The following is a 19,978-nucleotide window of genomic DNA, read 5'->3' as shown; positions in this document are numbered from 1 at the left end:
AACTCCTAGACCGCTTCCGGCAAGCGGGACGCGGCAAACTGCTCAACCAGATGGCGAGAAATGTCGTCGCCTTCCATCGGCGTCAAGCGCGCGCTGCAACCGCCGCACACCACCTGGCGACGCTCATTCAGACGCGCCTGGTCGGCATTGCATTCAGGGCAGGTCGCGGGCAGGTGGTCGAACATCCGGTAGCATTGCACGGCCCAGTTACGCACCGTCGTGGCCGCGAACACGTCCGCCGGCTGCATGCCGGCGCGCAGTTGCCCGGGTGCAAATGCGCTCAGGCTCTGCTCCAGGAGCGCTACCCCAGCTTGGGTGATACGGCCTTTTTCGACCAGTTCGCTGACGTCGCCAAACACGGCTACCGCATGGTCCAGCACGCTGGTTTTAGGCAGCGTGCAGCCATAGTTACGGCCAAGCTGAAAACTCAGGTCGACGATATCCAGGGAGTCGGCATTCAGATCCTCCACGATGCTGCTGTGCTCATCGACCTCTGCGAGGTCCATCACCAATAGCTGCGCGAGGATTTCGCGGGTGGTGGTGATGACGCTGTCCAAGTCCAGTGGATTGTTCAAAGGTTATTTCCCTATAACGCATAAATGAAGGGTATGAGCAGTGGCCCTGACGGGGATTTGCTTGAGGTGATTTTTGACGGCGGGGAGCGTAAACCCTCCTGCCAGGGGGAGAGTCAATGTGCTATTACTGTTTTTATCGCTTGCCCTGTGCCGGGCTGGTTGGATTTAATCAAGGCAGTTCAACTCAAGACAGGGATCGTCATGACTACGCTTTCGCCTATCAGCTCCGTCAATACATTGGTTATCCGGCCTGCTGAACCTTCCACCGTCGGTCTTGCGCAGACCACCTCTACCGCCGTTGTACGACCCTCTTCGGTCGTCAGCCTGGGCAATGTGATGTCTGATACGCTTGCCGACACCTACTCGCGTCGCGGCCAACTGCCTGGCCAGGAGGTCGTGCGAGCGTGGGAGAGCGACAGCCAGGACGCCCTCAGCAAGGCGATCAATACCAATTTCAATTCATTGTCGACAGCCAATCGCTTCAATGGCCTGGGCGCCGGCCTTGTGGAGCTGTTCGCCAAGAGCGGTACGAACATTTCTCAGTCTGTGCTCTACGCGAGCGCCGACCGCGCGCAAAATGCTGGTGAGATCAAAGTCGACCAGACGCTGCTGCACAGCAGCGCCGACAACTTGGTCAGCCTCAGTATCAAGACCGCCAGCGGCAAGACCGTCACCTTCAGCCTGTCCAGCCAGAGCGACGGCCTGGGCGTGCAGGCAACGGTGGAAGGGGGCAGCCTGACCGACGAGGAACTCAAGGCGGTCGGCCAATTGGGCAGCGCCTTCCAATCAGCGATCGATGGCCTTACCGCAACGCCGCCTAAAATTGATCTGGGTAACCTGACCAGGTTTGACCCCAAGGTACTGGCCTCGGTTGATCTCAACGCTAAAGTGAAGACGCTGGACGGTCAGAACCAGACCCTGGCCTTCCACGCCGACGCCCAGCGCCGCACCACGCGCATGAGTGGTCCGGACGGCGAAGTGAACGTGGCGGTAGACCTGAAAAACGCTGCGATCCTGGGCAATGCCCAGCAGCAGGCCAAGGCCCTGAAAAGCTACCTGGCCCAGTTTGACCGGGCGCAGGAGCGTGGCAATGCCAAGGCGGACCTGATGACGATGTTCAAGGACGCGTTCAGCGCCATGAACAGCAACTACCCACAAGGTATAAGCCTTCCTGACGCGCTGACCCGTAACCCGACTGACCAAGGCCTGCTGACCGGCCTGGCGGACTTCAAGGCCTCTCTCAAGCAAGCCAGCGAATCCTCCAACCCGATACGCCCCTCTGAAATCGACAGATTTGCTTACAGCGTGTCGCAGAAGACCCGTGTCAGCGGCAGCAGCGCACTGGACCGCAGCGTGACTCAGGACCAGCAATCGAGCCTTTCGGCCAGTTATCACAAGGGCCTTGATGGCAGTAAAAATCCGGGGCTGACTCGCGATGAAAACTCGCAAAACTACCTTTATGTGCAGGTTGAGGACAACGCGAGCAGTTCGGCCAACCTCGCCTATAAGGATGGCCTGCTGACCAACGCCTCTGTTTCGCAAGAGGCCAGCCAGTCCACTCGCACGCAGAAATACGTGTTGGGCAAGTTGGTCGACGAGACCTTTGTGCCCAAGCAAGCCTCGGTCCAGCGCGACTATTTGGTGCTGCTGGAGTACGCGGCGACGCAAAGCAAGAAGTCCAAGGACGCGCTGCAAGAGTCGACCTTGAAGGACGCCCTGGCGAACATGCATGAATCGGTGATGTTGCAAGAAGATCCCTCTGCACTGATACGCTGACGGCCGTCGTAAAAAACGGGAAACCCCACTGTCGGGGTTTCCCGTTTTTTTGCCCGACGGACGCACTCGCGAATGCCAGATTAGGCTTTTGAAACCATTGGATATTCTGTAGCCTTGCGCAGCTTCACCTTTACCCGTGCTTGATGAACACAATCACTTCGTCCGGCGGCGCCCGAAGGGCTCCAGAGCCGGTGGTACACTCGACTTTCGCGCTACTGCGCCTGCAGGTCTTGCGAACATGACGCACATTTCCGAACGCCTACTGGTTCAAGCCCACCTCGACGCCAAGCAGCCCAAGGCCCTCAGCGCCGAGGAAGAGGCGAGCCTGCGTGCCGCCATTGCTGCCGAGCTCAAGGCTCAGGACGCGGTGCTGGTTGCCCACTTCTATTGCGATCCGGTGATCCAGGCCCTGGCCGAAGAAACCGGCGGCTGTGTCTCCGACTCCCTGGAAATGGCCCGCTTCGGCGCAGCCCACCCGGCCAAGACCGTACTGGTCGCCGGTGTACGTTTCATGGGCGAGACCGCCAAAATCCTCACCCCCGAAAAACGCATCCTCATGCCGACCCTGGAAGCCACCTGCTCCCTGGACCTGGGGTGTCCGGTGGATGAGTTTTCGGCGTTCTGCGACCAGCATCCCGAACGCACCGTGGTGGTGTATGCCAACACCTCGGCGGCGGTCAAGGCCCGGGCCGATTGGGTGGTGACCTCCAGCTGTGCGCTGGAAATCGTCGAAAGCCTGATGGACAACGGCGAGACCATCATCTGGGGCCCGGACAAGCACCTGGGTACCTACATCCAGCGCCAGACCGGCGCCGACATGCTGCTGTGGGACGGTGCGTGCATCGTCCACGAGGAGTTCAAGTCCAAGCAGTTGGAAGACATGAAGGCGCTGTACCCGGACGCAGCGATCCTGGTGCACCCGGAATCGCCGACCTCGGTGATCGAACTGGCCGACGCGGTGGGCTCCACCAGCCAATTGATTGCGGCGGCACAGCGGCTGCCGAACAAGACCTTCATCGTGGCGACCGACCGCGGCATCTTCTACAAGATGCAGCAGCTGTGCCCGGACAAGGTCTTCGTCGAAGCGCCCACGGCCGGTAACGGCGCCGCGTGCCGCAGTTGCGCACACTGCCCGTGGATGGCGATGAATACGCTGGAGCGCACGCTGCAGTGCCTGCGTGAGGGCAGTAACGAGATCTTCGTCGAGCCGTCGGTGATTCCTCACGCCGTGCGACCGCTCAAGCGCATGCTGGATTTCACCCAGGCTGCGCGCCTGAGGCTGGCCGGTAACGCCTGAATCGAGGCGAGCTCGGTTGAAAATGTGGGAGGGGGCAAGCCCCTTCCCACATTTTGATCTCCAATAAGAAGGGTATTATTTCTTTTGCTTCGGGATGCGCACCAACTGCGTATCCGAGTAGATGTCATGCCAGCTGCGTTTGTGCTTGTCGAACAACGACCAGACAAACCCCAGCCCCACGCACAACCATGACGCAATCGACACCACAAAGCGCAACAGCGCCTGCCACAGGCTGATCCGCGAGCCGTCGGCGTTTTGCACGCGCACGCCCCAGACCTGCATGCCCAGGGTTTGCCCGGAATGGGTCCAGAACTTGGCAAAGAAACCAAACAGCACAAAGAACAGAATCGTCGACAGCAGCGGGTCACCGTCCAGTGCGCCGGATTCGGTGAGGGTGCGCATCCTGGCTTCGCCCACGAACGCGATCCATACCAGCTTGTAGATAAACGCGGTGACGATCAGCAGCGCGGTGCACAACAGGAAGTCATAGAACATCGCTGCCAGGCGACGGCCCAGGCCAACGGCGGGGAACTCGCCTTGGGGACTCAGCAAGGGTTTGGACATGGCAGGGCTCTCAGAGGAAAAAAATCATTTTACGGAATAGCGCCCATAAAAAAGCCCCTGATGTCATGTCAGGGGCTTTTTGTCGCAGGAAGGATCAGCCTTCTGCTTGTACTTCGTCAGCCTGCATGCCTTTCTGGCCTTGAACTGCAACGAAGGTGACCTTCTGGCCTTCCTTCAGGCTTTTGAAGCCGTTGCCTTGAATAGCGCGGAAATGCACGAACAGATCCGGACCGCTTTCTGGAGTGATAAAACCAAACCCTTTCTCGTCGTTAAACCACTTGACGGTACCGCTCTGACGATCAGCCATTTTCTTATTTCCTTGACGCTAAAAATTAATGACAGCCCCTTTCACATGAAAGAGTACTGGGCTGGGTTGCAGGAAAGTAAGAGACGTCGAACGGGTTGTAGCACAACTACTTCAGCTACTGCCCAGGTCCAGGTTCCAAGCGACCCATGCAAACACAGTGGGCAAACTCTACGCCAACTAATGGAGAAAAAACAAGCCCTGGCAAAAGCCCAGGTTTTGCTCGGCCTCATGACACTTCGTTGAATAATGTGGAACCGACTTATTCGATAGAATGGGTCACTTGTTATAGGTTAATTCCTATAATAATGCCTATCGTTGCTGCACTGTTTTATGGCGGTTGCGTTACAGATTAGTGCACGTTAACGCAACCGCGTTACTTATAGGAACAGTCAATCAGCCACGATAGTAACGTTGCGGCACAAATGGCATTTTGCTTACACGAAGTGGCACTTTTTTCCCACGCACCAACGCAGAGACTTCGGTGTCCAGTGCGGTGAATGCGCTGTCCAGGTAACCCATGGCCAGTGGGCCACCCAGGCTCGGGCCAAAGCCACCGCTGCACACGCTGCCGATCACGCTGCCGTGTTCGTCGACGATCTCTGCGCCTTCACGTACGGGTGTGCGTTCCTGGGGCAGCAGGCCTACGCGCTTGCGGCTTACACCGGTTTGCTGCTGGGTGAAGATGCGGTCGGCACCCGGGAAGCCACCGGCACGCGCACCGTCGGTGCGTCGGGCCTTGGAGATTGCCCACAAGAGGCTGGCTTCGATCGGGGTGGTCTCAGTGTTCATGTCGTGGCCGTACAGGCACAGGCCGGCTTCCAGGCGCAGCGAGTCACGGGCGCCCAGGCCGATGGCCTGCACTTCGTCCTCGGCCAGCAGGCTGCGCGCCAGGCTTTCGGCGCTGGCGGCAGGCACGGAGATTTCAAAACCGTCTTCACCGGTGTAGCCCGAGCGGCTGACGTAGCAGTCCACGCCCAGCAGGCGCACCGGGGCGAATTGCATGAAGGTCATCCGGGTGACTTCCGGGGCCAGGCGCGCCAATACCTTCACTGCGGCCGGGCCTTGCAGGGCCAGCAGCGCGCGTTCTTCGAACAGCGGCTCGATGCGGCACTGCTCGCCGATATGCTGGCGCAGGTGCGCCAGGTCCTGGTCCTTGCAGGCCGCGTTGACTACCAGGAACAGTTCGTCGTTACCCAGGTTCGCCACCATCAGGTCGTCGAGGATGCCGCCCTGGTCATTGGTGAACATGGCGTAGCGCTGCATGCCGACCGGCAGGTCGATGATGTCGACCGGCACCAGGGTTTCCAGGGCCTTTGCGGCATTGGCGCCGGTCAGGCGGATCTGGCCCATGTGGGACACGTCGAACAGCCCGGCCTGTTCACGGGTGTGCAGGTGCTCCTTCATCACGCCCAGTGGGTATTGCACCGGCATGTCGTAGCCGGCGAAGGGCACCATGCGTGCACCCAGCTCGAGGTGCAGGGCGTGCAATGGGGTTTTCAACAGGGTTTCGGTGGACATGTTCAGCTCCTGAAAAACGTGCCGGCGCGCCTTTAGGCGTCAGCACTCGATAATGTTGACCGCTAAACCGCCACGGGCGGTTTCCTTGTATTTGCTTTTCATGTCGGCGCCGGTCTGGCGCATGGTGCGGATGACCTTGTCCAGCGAGACGAAGTGTTGCCCGTCGCCACGCAAGGCCATGCGCACCGCATTGATGGCCTTCACCGAGCCCATGGCATTGCGCTCGATGCAGGGCACCTGCACCAGCCCGCCAATCGGGTCGCAGGTCAGGCCGAGGTTGTGTTCCATGCCGATCTCGGCGGCGTTTTCCACCTGGGAAACCGTACCGCCCAATACTTCGCACAACGCGCCAGCGGCCATGGAGCAGGCCACGCCGACTTCACCCTGGCAACCGACTTCGGCCCCGGAGATCGACGCGTTTTCCTTGTACAGAATCCCGATGGCGGCGGCGGTGAGCAGAAAGCGCACCACGCCGTCTTCATTCGCGCCGGGGATAAAGCGCATGTAGTAATGCAGCACCGCCGGCACAATCCCGGCCGCGCCGTTGGTGGGCGCCGTGACCACGCGCCCGCCGTTGGCGTTTTCTTCGTTGACGGCCAGGGCGTACAGGTTGACCCAGTCCAGCACCGACAACGGGTCGCGCAGGGCCGACTCCGGGTTCTTGCACAACTGGCGATGCAAGGCGGCGGCACGACGCTTGACCTTCAGGCCGCCGGGCAAGATGCCTTCGTTGCGACAGCCGGCTGCCACGCAGTCCTGCATCACCTGCCAGATCTTCAACAGGCCGGCACGGGTTTGCGCTTCCGGGCGCCAGGCACTTTCATTGGTCAGCATCACCTGGCTGATGGACAGACCGTAGGTGGTGCAATGGCCGAGCAAGTCCTTGGCATGCTTGAACGGGAACGTCAGTGGGGTGGCGTCTTCGACGATCCGGTCCGCACCGGCGGCGTCTTCATCCACCACAAAACCGCCGCCCACCGAGTAGTACTCGCGGCTGCGGATCTGGATACCCGCCGCATCAAAGGCACGAAAAATCATGCCGTTGGGGTGGTAGGCCAGGGGTTTGCGAATCATCGCCAGGTGTTCTTTCTCGTTGAACGCAATGCTGTGTTCGCCGAGCAGGTTCAAGCGACCGTCGCCGCGCATCTGCGCCAGGCGTGCGGCCACGGTTTCGGTGTTCACGGTGTCCGGGTGTTCGCCTTCCAGGCCCAGCAGCACGGCCTTGTCGCTGCCGTGGCCTTTGCCGGTGGCGCCGAGGGAGCCATAGAGTTCCACCTTGATGCCGGTGGTGGCGCTCAGCAGGTTGTCACGCTTGAGGCCCTCGACGAACCGAGCGGCCGCACGCATGGGGCCGACGGTGTGGGAACTGGAGGGGCCGATGCCAATCTTGAACAGGTCGAACACGCTTAAAGACATGAGTTGTTCTCCGGTTTCTTGTTATGTATTGGGTGGTACTCGGTCAATGTGGGAGGGGGCTTGCTCCCGATGGCAGTGTGTCAGTCAACAGAGATGTTGAATGTAAAACCGCCATCGGGAGCAAGCCCCCTCCCACATTTGATTGAGTTCAGCCTCAGGTTACGCGTAGCTCTCGATTGAAGGGCATGCGCATACGAGATTGCGATCACCAAACACATTGTCAACCCGGCCAACCGGTGGCCAGTACTTGCCTTCGATCAACGAAGCGACCGGGTACACCGCTTGTTCACGGCTGTATGGGTGGCTCCATTCGCCAACCAGTTCCGCCGCGGTGTGTGGTGCGTTTTTCAGCGGGTTGTCGTCCTTGTCCAGGGTGCCGTTTTCCACCGCGCGGATTTCTTCGCGGATGGCGATCATCGCGTCGCAGAAGCGGTCCAGTTCTTCCTTGGACTCGCTTTCGGTCGGCTCGATCATCAGCGTACCCGCCACCGGGAACGACATGGTCGGGGCGTGGAAGCCAAAGTCGATCAGGCGCTTGGCCACGTCATCCACGCTGATGCCGCTGCTGTCCTTCAGCGGGCGCAGGTCGAGGATGCATTCGTGCGCCACCAGGCCGTTGCTGCCGGTGTACAGCACGGGGTAGTGCTCTTCGAGCCGACGGGAAATGTAGTTGGCATTCAGGATCGCCAGCTGCGACGCGCGCTTGAGGCCTGCGCCGCCCATCATGCTGATGTACATCCAGGTGATCGGCAGGATGCTTGCACTGCCGAACGGTGCCGCACACACCGCGCCTTCCTTGCGCGCCATGGCCGCGTGGCCGGGCAGGAAGGGCGTGAGGTGGGACTTGACGCCAATCGGGCCAACGCCCGGGCCGCCACCGCCGTGGGGGATGCAGAAGGTCTTGTGCAAATTCAGGTGGGACACGTCGCCGCCGAACTTACCCGGTGCGCACAGGCCAACCATCGCGTTCATGTTGGCGCCGTCGATGTACACCTGGCCGCCGTTGTCGTGGATGATCCCGCAGATTTCGCGGATACCTTCTTCGAACACGCCGTGGGTGGACGGGTAGGTAATCATCAGCGCGGCGAGGTGCTCACGGTGCTCGATGGCCTTGGCGCGCAGGTCTTCGATGTCGACGTTGCCACGGGCGTCGCAGGCGGTAACCACCACACGCATGCCGGCCATGTTGGCGGTGGCCGGGTTGGTGCCGTGGGCCGACGATGGGATCAGGCAGATGTCGCGACGTGCTTCGCCACGGCTCTGGTGATAGGCACGGATGGCCAACAGGCCGGCGTACTCGCCCTGGGAACCGGCGTTCGGCTGCAGGGAGATCGCGTCATACCCGGTGGCCGCGCAGAGCATGGCCTCCAGGTCGGAGGTCAGTTGCAGGTAGCCGGCGCTTTGCTCGGCCGGGGCGAACGGGTGCAGGGCACCGAACTCGGCCCAGGTCACCGGGATCATTTCACTGGCGGCGTTGAGCTTCATGGTGCACGAGCCCAGCGGGATCATGGTGCGGTCCAGGGCCAGGTCCTTGTCCGCCAGCTTGCGCAGGTAGCGCATCAGCTCGGTTTCCGAGTGATAACGGTTGAACACCGGATGGCTGAGGATCGGCGACTGGCGCAGCAATGCGGCGGGCAGGCGGCTGTCCACCGTGGCGTTGACGTCCGGCAGGGCTTTGCCATTGGCAAAGATCGTCCACAGGGTTTCGATATCGGCCTGGGTAGTGGTTTCGTCGACCGAAAGGCCAACCCGCTCGGCGTCCACCACGCGCAGGTTGATGCGCTGGGCGCGGGCCTTGTCGTGCAGCGCAGCGGTGTCGGCGCCGGTGTGCAGGGTCAGGGTGTCGAAGAAGTGTGCCTGCTCGACCTTGAGGCCCAGCGCGGTCAAGCCCTTGGCGAGCATCGCGGTCAGCTGGTGAATGCGCTTGGCGATCTGGGTCAGGCCCTTGGGCCCGTGGTACACGGCATACATGCTGGCGATGTTGGCGAGCAGCACTTGCGCGGTGCAGATGTTGCTGGTGGCTTTCTCGCGGCGGATATGTTGCTCGCGGGTCTGCATGGCCAGGCGCAGGGCCGGCTTGCCGAAGCGGTCTACCGACACACCGACCAGACGCCCCGGCATGTCGCGCTTGAACGCATCCTTGGTGGAGAAGTACGCCGCGTGCGGGCCACCGAAGCCCAGCGGCACGCCGAAGCGTTGCGCGCTGCCGATTGCCACATCGGCGCCGAACTCACCCGGCGGGGCCAGCAGGGTCAGGGCCAACAGATCGGCAGCCACGGCCACCAGGGCGTTGGCGGTATGGAAACGCTCGGTCAGCGCGCGGTAGTCGAACACGTCACCGTTGCTGGCCGGGTATTGCAGCAGGGCGCCGAAGAACCGGCTGACATCGGTCAGTTCGCGCTCATCGCCGACCACCACGTCGATGCCCAGCGGCTCGGCACGGGTGCGCAGTACGTCGAGGGTTTGCGGGTGGCTGTGGACCGAGGCGAAGAAGGCGTTGCTGCCCTTGTTCTTGCTCAGGCGCTTGCAGAAGGTCATGGCTTCGGCGGCGGCGGTGGCTTCATCGAGCAGCGAGGCGTTGGCGATCGGCAGGCCGGTGAGGTCGCTGATCAGGGTCTGGAAGTTCAGCAGCGCTTCCAGGCGGCCTTGGGAAATTTCTGGCTGGTAGGGGGTGTAGGCGGTGTACCAGGCCGGGTTTTCCAGGAGGTTGCGCAGGATCGGCGACGGCGTATGGCAGTTGTAGTAGCCCTGGCCGATGTAGGTCTTGAACAGTTGGTTCTGGCTGGCAATGGCCTTGATCCTGGCCAGGGCCTCGGCTTCGCCCAGGCCGTCTTCCAGGCCGAGCACGCTGGTGCCCTTGATGCTTTCCGGGATCACGCTGGCGCTCAGGGCTTCCAGGGAATCGAAGCCCAGGCTGGCGAGCATCTGCTGCTCATCTTCCTGGCGCGGGCCGATGTGGCGGGCGATGAACTCATTGGCGGTGCTGAGATTGATGGTCATGGCGCGCTCCTCAGGCTTCGGCGTTGGCTTTGATCAGGCGGTCGTACGCGTCCTGATCCAACAGTTTAGCTACCGCACCGGCATCGGCCGGTTTAAAGCGGAAGAACCAGCCTTCGCCCAGCGGGTCTTCGTTGACCAGTTCCGGGCTGCCATCGAGCTTGGCGTTCACTTCCAGCACTTCACCGTCCAACGGCATGTACACGCCGCTGGCGGCCTTGACCGATTCAACCGTGGACGCTTCAGCGCCCTTGTCATAGGCCTGCAACTCCGGCAGTTGCACGAAAACCACATCACCGAGCGCGTTCTGCGCGAAAGCGGTGATACCCACGGTGACGCTGCCGTCAGCTTCGGCGCGCAGCCATTCGTGATCTTCAGTGAAACGCAACTCGCTCATGGAAACTCCTCAGGGCCAGAATCGTCTGGTGGGCGGGATTGGAATAATGGGGAGTTGCTTAGCAATATCGCGGCCAACCTTATTAATCCGTTATAAATCAATAAGTTAATAAATATGGGTATAGGCTTATGCGGTTTAGCTGTAGCGATTTCGCTACAGTCAGGCCGGGGAAAAAAAGCCTATGTGGATCAAAGCCTTGCATGGCGCGCAAAAAGCAGGGCTGTAGCGAAATCGTTCCACTGTAGCGCTTTCAGTACAGCGGATGTCGTTCTCAGACCAAAACTTGGAAATGCATTCCATGCAGCGAGTCAGGGCTTGTTTGGAATGCCGTACTTGCGCAAGCGGTGGGCGATGGCGGTGTGTGAGGTTTGCAGGCGGCTGGCCAACTGCCGGGTCGAGGGGTAACTGACGTAGAGTTTCTCCAGCAGGCTGCGCTCGAAGTCCTCGACGGCCTGTTCCAGGCTATCGACTTCGCCGTCGTTCTGGCGGGCCACGGAGGTGCCGGCGATGTCCAGGTCACCGATGTCCACCAGGCTGCTTTCGCAGATGGCGGCGGCGCGGAAGATCACGTTCTGCAACTGGCGCACATTGCCCGGCCAGCGGTTGCCCAACAGCGCCGGATAGGTGCCGGGCGCCAGGCGGCACACCGGGCGCTGGATCTGCGCACAGGCCTGTTGCATGAAGTAGCGGGCCAACAGCAGGATGTCCTGGCCGCGCTCACGCAGGGGCGGCACTTCGACGTTGAGCACGTTGAGGCGGTAGAACAGGTCTTCGCGGAAGGTACCTTCGCTGACCATTTTTTCCAGGTCGCGGTGGGTGGCGCTGAGGATGCGCACATTGACCTTCACTTCGCGGTCGCCGCCGACCCGGCGGAAGCTGCCGTCGTTGAGAAAACGCAGCAGCTTGGCTTGCAAATAGGGCGACATTTCGCCGATTTCATCGAGAAACACCGTGCCCTGGTTGGCCAGCTCCATCAGCCCCGGCTTGCCGCCGCGTTGGGCGCCGGTAAAGGCGCCGGGGGCGTAGCCGAACAATTCACTCTCGGCGAGATTCTCCGGCAGCGCCGCGCAGTTCAGCGCCAAAAACGGCGCACTGTGGCGCGCGCTGATGGCATGGCAGGCCCGCGCCACCAACTCCTTGCCGGTGCCGGTTTCGCCCTGGATCAACAGCGGCGCATCGAGCGCGGCCACCCGTTGTGCGCGTGCCTTGAGGGTGCGGATCACCGGGGATTCGCCCAGCAGCGCATCAAAGCCTTCGGCATGATCGTGGTGCAGCGCCGACAGTTGTTCGCCGATGCGGTTGGGTTGGTACAGGGTGAGCAGGGCGCCGGCATCGGTGATCGGCGTGGCGTCGAGCAAAAGCGTCTGGCCGTTGACGCTGATTTCACGCAAGGGCAGGCGAAAGCCGTTTTCCAGCAAGGTGTCCAGCAAGGCCGAGTCATTGAACAGCTCGGCGATACTTTCCCCGGCCGGTTCGCGACCGTACAGCGCGATCAGCGCCGGGTTGGCCAGCAGGATCTTGCCCGCGCTGTCCAGGGCCAGCACCGGGTCGGTCATGGCTGCCAGCAGGGCATCGAGTTGCAGGTGGCGGCGTTGGCCGGGAAGGATGTCCACCACCGTCACCGCTTGTACGCCGTGCACGCTGAACAGCGCGTCACGCAGCTCTTCGAGCACGTCGGCGCTGAGGGTCGGCGCATCGATATAGACGTTGGGCGGCACCATTTCCACCGCATCCAGGTTGAGATTGCGCCCACCGAGCAAGGCCAGGACTTCCTGGGTAATGCCGACGCGGTCGATGAAGCTGACGTGGATACGCATGGGGCGCTTAGCAGTTCTGGAGAGTGGGAGGCGGCAAGTATGCCTTGGAGCGGGGCACAGGTGAAATCTGACAAATAATGGAGATCAAAATGTGGGAGGGGGCTTGCTCCCGATGGCGGTGTGTCAGCTGAAAATAAGCTGACTGACACCCTGCTATCGGGAGCAAGCCCCCTCCCACATTTTGCACAGTGTTGTGTCAGTCCTACCGGGTTACTCCAAGTGTTCAGGTTTGATCGGGTCCCCGGATTTCACATCCAGTTGATGCCGTACATCCTCGAACATCAGGTCGTACTGTTTGTGCATCGAGCCATTGAGCACTGCCATTTTCGGCATCCCATACTTCTGCGCGATGTTCATCGCATGCCGGGCAAAGTCGAATGCCTGGTCCTTGGGCAAGAAGAACTCTTCCTTGAGGTCCTTGCCCTGCACCGAGCCGTGCAGCTTGAACAGCATGCCCTTGCCTTCCTTTGGGTCCTGGCTGACTTCGTAGTCGATACACAGGTTGTAGCTGTAGTCGTCCTTGTTCAGCGCGTGACGTTCGACGTGCAGGTGACCGGGTTCAAAGGTGGCCATAGGCGTATCTCCTCTACTTCACAGATAGGTGATGCCAGGTGTCGCCGTGCTGATGCGTGTGCCGGCGCTGCCCTGGACGATGGCTTCGATGTCGGAGAGTGAACCGATCACCGCGGTTTTGCCAGTCTGGCGGGCGAACTCGCAGGCGGCTTGCACCTTGGGGCCCATGGAACCGGCGGCGAAGCCGAGTTTTTCCATGTCGTCGGGGTGGGCCTGGCCGATGGCTTTCTGGGTCGGCTTGCCGAAGTCGATAAAAGCGGCGTTGACGTCGGTGGCGATCACCAGCAAATCGGCGTCCAGTTGCGTGGCCAGCAACGAGGAGCACAGGTCTTTGTCGATCACGGCTTCGATGCCTTTGAGCTTGCCGTCTTCACCGTACAGGGTCGGGATACCGCCACCACCGGCGCAGATCACGATGGCGCTTTTTTCCAGCAGCCACTTGATCGGGCGAATCTCGAAAATACGTTTGGGCCGTGGGCTGGCCACGACGCGGCGATATTTATCGCCATCCGGGGCGATGGCCCAGCCTTTCTCGGCGGCGAGTTTTTCCGCTTCGGCCTTGGAGTACACCGGGCCGATGGGCTTGGTCGGGTTCTGGAAGGCAGGGTCCTTGGCGTCCACTTCCACCTGGGTGAGCAGGGTGGCGAACGGCACTTCGAAGTCCAGCAGGTTGCCCAGTTCCTGTTCGATGATGTAGCCGATCATGCCTTCGGTCTCGGCACCGAGCACGTCCAGCGGGTACGGCGAAACGCTGGTGTAGGCCGCCGCCTGCAACGACAGCAGGCCGACCTGCGGGCCATTGCCGTGGGCGATGACCAGTTCGTTGCCGGCATGGATCTTGGCGATCTGTTCGGTGGCGATGCGGATATTGGCGCGTTGGTTGTCTGCGGTCATGGGTTCACCACGGCGCAGGAGGGCGTTGCCGCCCAGGGCTACGACGATGCGCATATTGCAATCCTTCTAGAGCTCGTAATCCTTTGTAGGAGCGAGCTTGCTCGCGAAGGAGGTCAACGATAACGCGCCCATCCTGAATGAACGCGGTGCCCTTGAATTTTTCGCGAGCAAGCTCGCTCCTACAGTGGGATCGCAGCAGGGTTTAGATATCCGCGAGTGCCGACACCAGGATCGCCTTGATGGTGTGCATGCGGTTTTCCGCCTGCTCAAAGGCGATGTTGGCCGGTGACTCGAAGACTTCCTCGGTCACTTCCACACCATTGGCCAGGTTCGGATAACGTGCGGCGATGTCCTTGCCGACCTTGGTTTCGCTGTTGTGGAACGCCGGCAGGCAGTGCATGAATTTCACCCGAGGGTTGCCCGAGGCTTTCATCATCTTGGCGTTGACCTGGTACGGCAGCAGTTGCTCGATGCGTTCGTCCCACGCTTCCACCGGCTCACCCATGGACACCCAGATATCGGTGTGGATGAAGTCCACGCCCTTGACGGCTTCTTTCGGGTCTTCGGTGATGGTAATGCGCGCGCCGCTTTCCTCGGCGAAGGCCTGGCACTGTTTGATGAAGTCTTCATGGGGCCACAGGGCTTTCGGCGCGCCGATGCGCACGTCCATGCCGAGCTTGGCGCCGATCATCAGCAGCGAGTTACCCATGTTGTAGCGCGCGTCGCCCAGGTAGGCGTAGCTGATGTCATGCAGCGGCTTGTCGCTGTGCTCGCGCATGGTCAGGGTGTCGGCGATCATTTGGGTCGGGTGGAATTCGGCAGTGAGGCCGTTGAACACCGGCACGCCGGCGAACTTGGCCAGTTCTTCGACGATTTCCTGCTCGAAGCCACGGTATTCAATGGCGTCGAACATGCGACCGAGTACGCGGGCGGTGTCTTTCATGCTTTCTTTGTGGCCGATCTGCGACGACACCGGGTCGATATAGGTGACGTGGGCACCCTGGTCGTGGGCCGCCACTTCGAAGGCGCACCGGGTGCGGGTCGAGGTTTTTTCGAAGATCAGCGCGATGTTCTTGCCTTGCAGGTGCGGACGCTCGGTGCCGGTGTATTTGGCGCGCTTGAGGTCGCGGGACAGATCCAGCAGGTAATTCAGTTCGCGGGTGGTGTGGTGCATCAGCGACAGTAGGCTGCGGTTGCGCATATTGAAAGCCATGATGGAATCTCCTTAATAGTCGATAGGGTCGCGGATGATCGGGCAGGTCATGCAGTGGCCGCCGCCACGGCCACGGCCGAGTTCACCGGCGCTGATGGTGATGACTTCCACGCCGGCCTTGCGCAGCAGGGTGTTGGTGTAGGTGTTGCGGTCGTAGCCGATCACTACGCCAGGCTCCACGGCCACCACGTTGTTGCCGTCGTCCCACTGCTCGCGTTCGGCGGCGAAGCTGTTGCCGCCGGTCTCGACCACGCGCAGGGCCTTGAGGTTGAGCGCTGCGGCCACGGTCTCGAGGAAGTTGGTTTTCTCCCGCTGAATGTCGATGCCGTGGGGTTTGCTTTCGTCAGGGCGCAGGGTGAAGGGCACGATCTGGTTGACCACTTCGGGGAAGATGGTCACCAGGTCGCGGTCGCAGAAGCTGAACACGGTGTCCAGGTGCATCGCCGCGCGGGACTTCGGCAGACCGGCAACGATCACCCGTTCCACCGCTTTGTTCTTGAACAGGTTGCGCGCCAGTTGGCCGATGGCCTGGTGGGACGAACGCTCGCCCATGCCGATCAACACCACGCCATTGCCAATCGGCATGACGTCACCGCCTTCCAGCGTGGCGGCACCGTGTTCCTGGTCGGGGTCGCCGTACCAGATCTGGAAGTCCGCGTTGGTGAACTCGGGGTGGAATTTGTAGATGGCGCTCGCCAGCAGGGTTTCCTGGCGTCGCGCCGGCCAGTACATCGGGTTGAGCGTCACGCCGCCGTAGATCCAGCAGGTGGTGTCGCGGGTGAACTGGGTGTTGGGCAGCGGCGGCAGGATAAAACTGGCGTGGCCGAGGAAGTCGCGGAACATCTCGATGGTCTTGCCACCGAAGCTGCTCGGCAGGTCATCGGCTGACACGCCACCGATCAGGAACTCGGCGATCTTGCGCGGCTCAAGGCTGCGCAGCCAGGAGCTGACTTCCTCGACCAGGCCCAGGCCCACGGTGTTGGAAGTGATCTTTCGTTCCAGGATCCAGTCCAGGGCTTCGGGGTTGGCAACGATATCGGTCAGCAGGTTGTGCATTTCCAGCACATCGATGTCCCGTTCGCGCATCTTGGTCACGAAGTCGAAATGGTCGCGCTTGGCCTGGGCTACCCAGAGCACGTCATCGAACAGCAGTTCATCGCAGTTGTTAGGGGTCAGCCGCTGGTGGGCCAAGCCTGGGGAGCACACCATGACTTTGCGCAGTTTGCCGGCTTCGGAATGTACGCCGTACTTCACTTTTTCCGTGGTCATTACAGATCCTCCAGTGAACATCAGTTACAGAGTCAGGAAGCCGTCGTAGAGGCCATAGGCAGCCACCAGGGCGCCAATGACGACTGCGGCGAAAATCAGCTTCTCGACGTTGGTGAAAATCGGTTTGCCCAGTTCATGCTTGGCCTTGGCGAACAGGATCGCGCCGGGGGCATAGAGCAGGGCGGACAACAGCAGGTACTTGGTGCCGCCGGCATAGAGCAGCCAGACCGCGTAGATCAGTGCGACCGCGCCGATAAACAGGTCCTTCCTACGCTCCTTGAGGGCGTTTTCGTAGGTTTCGCCGCGTACCGCCAGCAGCAGCGCGTAGGCCGCCGACCACAGGTAAGGCACCAGGATCATCGAGGTGGCGAGGTAGATCAGCGACAGGTAGGTACTGGCGGAAAACAGCGTGATCACCAGGAATATCTGGACCATGGCGTTGGTCAACCACAGGGCGTTGGCCGGCACATGGTTGGCGTTTTCCTTGCGCAGGAACTCCGGCATGGTGTGGTCCTTGGCGGCGGCGAACATGATCTCCGCACACAGCAGCACCCACGACAGCAGCGCACCCAGCAACGAGATGATCAAGCCGACGCTGATCAGCACCGCACCCCAGTGGCCCACCACATGCTCCAGCACGGCGGCCATCGACGGGTTCTGCAGCTTGGCCAGCTCCGGTTGGGTCATGATGCCCAGGGACAGCACGTTCACCAGCATCAGGAACAGCAGCACGGTGATAAAACCGATCACGGTGGCCTTGCCGACGTCGCTGCGTTTTTCGGCGCGTGCCGAGAAGATGCTCGCGCCTTCGATACCGATGAACACCCACACGGTGACCAGCATCATGTTGCGCACCTGGTTCATCACGCTGCCCAGGTCCGGGTTCTTCACGCCCCAGATGTCAGCGGTGAAGATGTCCAGCTTGAAGGCGAACACGGCGATCAACACGAACAGCACCAGCGGCACCACCTTGGCGACGGTGGTCACCAGGTTGATGAACGCCGCTTCCTTTATCCCGCGCAGCACCAGAAAGTGCACGGCCCACAGCAAGACCGACGCGCCAATCACCGCCGCAGGCGTATTGCCTTCGCCAAAGATCGGGAAGAAGTAACCGAGGGTGCTGAACAGGAGGACGAAGTAACCGACGTTGCCCAGCCAGGCGCTGATCCAGTAACCCCAGGCCGACGAAAAGCCCATGTAGTCACCGAAGCCGGCCTTGGCGTAGGCGTAGACGCCGCCGTCCAGATCAGGTTTGCGATTGGCCAGGGTCTGGAAGACGAAGGCCAGGGTCAGCATGCCCACGGCGGTAATTACCCAACCGATCAATACCGCGCCAACATCGGCACTGGCGGCCATGTTTTGCGGCAGAGAGAAGATCCCGCCGCCAATCATTGAGCCGACGACAAGTGCAACCAGTGCACCCAATCGAAGTTTTCCGGGAGATTCAGACATCGCATAACTCCAATGCAGGAGAAGAGAGACCACAGAATAATTCCGTGCGCTAATCAAACAGCTGACTCAGATCACTTCATTGGCACATTCCATTGTGAATTAATGACTTAGACTGGAAAGTCGTGGGCAGTAGTTTTCCGCGCAAAGGCGCTTTCCAGAGCGATCTCTGCGGTTTGGTCAATCATTTAGTGCTGCGTATGGACGTTTGAAACTAGCCCGTTTTCCTGAATGTGCAAACTTTTCGCAATGGCGACAATAAAGAGCTTGGAAGCGACAAAGTATTCGGCGTATTTAAAATGTAAATAAGCCTAAACTATGCAAACTGTCATGCCGCTGAGTTATGAGCGTGGCGGTTTTATCGCTGTCTTTAATAAACGCTACACTCGCTGAGTTAATTAGTTGAGTGCATGGTTGTCCGCTCAAATTTTATTCAGGAGTCTGCATGTCTCAACCGGCCCAGAAACTTCGGCTTGGCGCCCTGATTGCCTTGGTGGTGGGCTCGATGATTGGCGGGGGGATCTTCTCGTTGCCGCAGAACATGGCCGCGCGCGCGGAGGTGGGCGCGGTGTTGATCGGTTGGGCGATCACCGCCGTGGGCATGCTGACCCTGGCGTTTGTCTTCCAGACCTTGGCCAATCGCAAGCCGGAACTGGATTCCGGGGTGTACGCCTACGCCAAGGCGGGTTTCGGCGACTACATGGGTTTTTCGTCGGCCTGGGGTTACTGGATCAGCGCGTGGATGGGCAATGTCGGTTATTTCGTGTTGCTGTTCAGCACCCTCGGCTATTTTTTCCCGGTGTTCGGCCAAGGCAATACGCCGGTGGCCATCGGCTGCGCATCGTTGCTGCTGTGGGCCGTGCATTTCCTGGTGATGCGCGGGATCAAGGAAGCCGCGTTCATCAACCAGATCACCACCGTGGCCAAGCTGGTGCCGCTGCTGATGTTCGTGGTGATCGCCGCCGTGGCGTTCAAGGCCGATATCTTCACGGCTGACATCTGGGGCCTGGAAAAGCCGCAATTGGGCAGTGTGGTGGACCAGGTGCGCAATATGATGCTGGTCACGGTATTTGTGTTTATCGGCATTGAAGGCGCCAGTGTGTATTCGGCGCGGGCCGAGAAGCGCGCGGACGTGGGGCGGGCCACGGTGATCGGCTTTCTCGGCGTGCTGGCGCTGTTGGTGCTGGTGAATGTGTTGTCCCTCGGCATCATGAGCCAGGCGGAGCTGGCCGGCCTGCAAAACCCGTCCCTGGCCGGTGTGCTCGAGCATATCGTCGGTCCCTGGGGCGCGTTGCTGATCAGTATCGGCCTGGCCGTGTCGCTGCTGGGGGCCTTGTTGTCCTGGGCGCTGCTGTGTGCCGAGATCCTCTATGCCACCGCCCATGACAAGACCATGCCGGCCTTCCTGAAAAAGGAAAATGCCAGCCAGGTGCCGGTCAACGCCTTGTGGCTGACCAATGTGATGATCCAGGTCTTCCTGGTGATCACGCTGTTTTCCCACAGCACCTACACCACCCTGATCTACCTGGCGTCGTCGATGATCCTCGTGCCTTACCTGTGGTCGGCGGCTTACGCGGTGTTGCTGAGCGGGCGTGGTGAAACCTATGAAGGTGCCCACCGCCATCGCATCAAGGACCTGCTGGTGGGGTTGATCGCCCTGGGTTACGCCGTATGGTTGCTCTACGCCGGGGGCCTTAAATACCTGCTGCTGTCGGCGCTGCTGTATGCGCCGGGCGTGATCCTGTTCGCCCTGGCCAAGCGCGAACAGGGCCAGTCGTTGTTTACCCACGTTGAGAAAGGCATTTTCAGCTGCGTGATCGCCGGTGCAGGGCTGGCGGCGTATGGGTTGTACAGCGGGGTATTGTCGTTGTGATGGGGTGACGGTACTGGCCTCATCGGGAGCAAGCCCCCTCCCA

Annotated in this window: 16 protein-coding genes; 3 read left to right on the top strand and 13 right to left on the bottom strand. The window is 60.7% G+C overall.

Features of this window, described 5'->3' with window-relative positions:
- Nucleotides 1-5 precede the first annotated feature (5 nt).
- Complete coding sequence (locus BLW22_RS23210; protein ID WP_074847530.1) at nucleotides 6-575, bottom strand: acyl carrier protein; 570 nt, start codon at nucleotides 573-575, stop codon at nucleotides 6-8.
- Nucleotides 576-776: 201 nt separating this feature from the next.
- Here BLW22_RS23210 and BLW22_RS23205 point away from each other — a divergent pair, with 201 nt between their 5' ends.
- Together BLW22_RS23205 and nadA are read left to right on the top strand one after the other, a co-directional pair.
- Nucleotides 777-2,351, top strand: coding sequence for a lactate dehydrogenase (locus tag BLW22_RS23205; protein WP_413038073.1), 1,575 nt, complete (start codon nucleotides 777-779; stop codon nucleotides 2,349-2,351).
- Nucleotides 2,352-2,589: 238 nt separating this feature from the next.
- Nucleotides 2,590-3,648 (top strand): quinolinate synthase NadA, encoded by a 1,059-nt coding sequence (gene nadA, locus BLW22_RS23200; RefSeq protein ID WP_065925901.1) that lies wholly within the window; start codon nucleotides 2,590-2,592, stop codon nucleotides 3,646-3,648.
- 75 nt (nucleotides 3,649-3,723) lie between these two features.
- On the opposite strand, the gene BLW22_RS23195 is transcribed toward nadA, so the two are convergent.
- The 12 genes from BLW22_RS23195 to arcD (BLW22_RS23135) all read right to left on the bottom strand — a co-directional run bounded on the left by BLW22_RS23195 (nucleotide 3,724) and on the right by arcD (BLW22_RS23135) (nucleotide 18,065).
- Nucleotides 3,724-4,212 (bottom strand): RDD family protein, encoded by a 489-nt coding sequence (locus BLW22_RS23195; protein WP_065925902.1) that lies wholly within the window; start codon nucleotides 4,210-4,212, stop codon nucleotides 3,724-3,726.
- A 94-nt stretch (nucleotides 4,213-4,306) separates the two neighbouring features.
- Entirely contained in the window at nucleotides 4,307-4,519 is a 213-nt protein-coding gene (locus BLW22_RS23190) for a cold-shock protein (RefSeq protein WP_014339904.1), read from the bottom strand.
- Between the two features lie 393 nt (nucleotides 4,520-4,912).
- A complete protein-coding gene (gene gcvT, locus BLW22_RS23185) occupies nucleotides 4,913-6,037 on the bottom strand; it encodes a glycine cleavage system aminomethyltransferase GcvT (RefSeq protein WP_065925903.1) in 1,125 nt (374 codons plus the stop codon).
- A 39-nt stretch (nucleotides 6,038-6,076) separates the two neighbouring features.
- Entirely contained in the window at nucleotides 6,077-7,453 is a 1,377-nt protein-coding gene (locus tag BLW22_RS23180; protein WP_065925904.1) for an L-serine ammonia-lyase, read from the bottom strand.
- Nucleotides 7,454-7,612: 159 nt separating this feature from the next.
- Nucleotides 7,613-10,453, bottom strand: coding sequence for an aminomethyl-transferring glycine dehydrogenase (gcvP, locus tag BLW22_RS23175; RefSeq protein ID WP_074847528.1), 2,841 nt, complete (start codon nucleotides 10,451-10,453; stop codon nucleotides 7,613-7,615).
- A 10-nt stretch (nucleotides 10,454-10,463) separates the two neighbouring features.
- Nucleotides 10,464-10,847 (bottom strand): glycine cleavage system protein GcvH, encoded by a 384-nt coding sequence (gene gcvH / locus BLW22_RS23170; protein ID WP_027605554.1) that lies wholly within the window; start codon nucleotides 10,845-10,847, stop codon nucleotides 10,464-10,466.
- A gap of 308 nt (nucleotides 10,848-11,155) precedes the next feature.
- Entirely contained in the window at nucleotides 11,156-12,664 is a 1,509-nt protein-coding gene (locus BLW22_RS23165; protein ID WP_065925906.1) for a sigma-54-dependent transcriptional regulator, read from the bottom strand.
- A gap of 210 nt (nucleotides 12,665-12,874) precedes the next feature.
- Nucleotides 12,875-13,237 (bottom strand): DUF5064 family protein, encoded by a 363-nt coding sequence (locus tag BLW22_RS23160; RefSeq protein ID WP_065925907.1) that lies wholly within the window; start codon nucleotides 13,235-13,237, stop codon nucleotides 12,875-12,877.
- A gap of 18 nt (nucleotides 13,238-13,255) precedes the next feature.
- Nucleotides 13,256-14,185, bottom strand: a complete 930-nt coding sequence (gene arcC / locus BLW22_RS23155; protein ID WP_065925908.1) for a carbamate kinase — start codon at nucleotides 14,183-14,185, stop codon at nucleotides 13,256-13,258.
- A 148-nt stretch (nucleotides 14,186-14,333) separates the two neighbouring features.
- Nucleotides 14,334-15,344, bottom strand: coding sequence for an ornithine carbamoyltransferase (locus tag BLW22_RS23145; RefSeq protein WP_015885593.1), 1,011 nt, complete (start codon nucleotides 15,342-15,344; stop codon nucleotides 14,334-14,336).
- 12 nt (nucleotides 15,345-15,356) lie between these two features.
- On the bottom strand, nucleotides 15,357-16,613 hold the full coding sequence (gene arcA, locus BLW22_RS23140) for an arginine deiminase (RefSeq protein ID WP_027605560.1): 1,257 nt from the start codon (nucleotides 16,611-16,613) through the stop codon (nucleotides 15,357-15,359).
- Nucleotides 16,614-16,637: 24 nt separating this feature from the next.
- A complete protein-coding gene (arcD, locus tag BLW22_RS23135) occupies nucleotides 16,638-18,065 on the bottom strand; it encodes an arginine-ornithine antiporter (protein ID WP_065925910.1) in 1,428 nt (475 codons plus the stop codon).
- Nucleotides 18,066-18,507: 442 nt separating this feature from the next.
- Here arcD (BLW22_RS23135) and arcD (BLW22_RS23130) point away from each other — a divergent pair, with 442 nt between their 5' ends.
- Complete coding sequence (gene arcD, locus BLW22_RS23130; protein WP_074847526.1) at nucleotides 18,508-19,935, top strand: arginine-ornithine antiporter; 1,428 nt, start codon at nucleotides 18,508-18,510, stop codon at nucleotides 19,933-19,935.
- Nucleotides 19,936-19,978 lie beyond the last annotated feature (43 nt).

This window comes from Pseudomonas marginalis (genome assembly GCF_900105325.1).
In the GTDB taxonomy this organism is placed as follows: domain Bacteria; phylum Pseudomonadota; class Gammaproteobacteria; order Pseudomonadales; family Pseudomonadaceae; genus Aquipseudomonas; species Aquipseudomonas marginalis.
The sequence above is the reverse complement of the archived record's forward strand: the minus strand, read 5'-3'. Positions and strand labels throughout refer to the sequence as shown.

Bases quoted from the DNA above. Each gene is read 5' to 3' on its own strand.
- arcC (WP_065925908.1), bottom strand. From the start codon at position 14,185: ATGCGCATCGTCGTAGCCCTGGGCGGCAACGCCCTCCTGCGCCGTGGT.
- gcvH (WP_027605554.1), bottom strand. From the start codon at position 10,847: ATGAGCGAGTTGCGTTTCACTGAAGATCACGAATGGCTGCGCGCCGAA.
- BLW22_RS23190 (WP_014339904.1), bottom strand. From the start codon at position 4,519: ATGGCTGATCGTCAGAGCGGTACCGTCAAGTGGTTTAACGACGAGAAA.
- BLW22_RS23205 (WP_413038073.1), top strand. From the start codon at position 777: ATGACTACGCTTTCGCCTATCAGCTCCGTCAATACATTGGTTATCCGG.
- BLW22_RS23195 (WP_065925902.1), bottom strand. From the start codon at position 4,212: ATGTCCAAACCCTTGCTGAGTCCCCAAGGCGAGTTCCCCGCCGTTGGC.
- BLW22_RS23180 (WP_065925904.1), bottom strand. From the start codon at position 7,453: ATGTCTTTAAGCGTGTTCGACCTGTTCAAGATTGGCATCGGCCCCTCC.
- arcA (WP_027605560.1), bottom strand. From the start codon at position 16,613: ATGACCACGGAAAAAGTGAAGTACGGCGTACATTCCGAAGCCGGCAAA.
- BLW22_RS23165 (WP_065925906.1), bottom strand. From the start codon at position 12,664: ATGCGTATCCACGTCAGCTTCATCGACCGCGTCGGCATTACCCAGGAA.
- gcvT (WP_065925903.1), bottom strand. From the start codon at position 6,037: ATGTCCACCGAAACCCTGTTGAAAACCCCATTGCACGCCCTGCACCTC.
- BLW22_RS23145 (WP_015885593.1), bottom strand. From the start codon at position 15,344: ATGGCTTTCAATATGCGCAACCGCAGCCTACTGTCGCTGATGCACCAC.
- arcD (WP_074847526.1), top strand. From the start codon at position 18,508: ATGTCTCAACCGGCCCAGAAACTTCGGCTTGGCGCCCTGATTGCCTTG.
- gcvP (WP_074847528.1), bottom strand. From the start codon at position 10,453: ATGACCATCAATCTCAGCACCGCCAATGAGTTCATCGCCCGCCACATC.
- nadA (WP_065925901.1), top strand. From the start codon at position 2,590: ATGACGCACATTTCCGAACGCCTACTGGTTCAAGCCCACCTCGACGCC.
- BLW22_RS23160 (WP_065925907.1), bottom strand. From the start codon at position 13,237: ATGGCCACCTTTGAACCCGGTCACCTGCACGTCGAACGTCACGCGCTG.
- arcD (WP_065925910.1), bottom strand. From the start codon at position 18,065: ATGTCTGAATCTCCCGGAAAACTTCGATTGGGTGCACTGGTTGCACTT.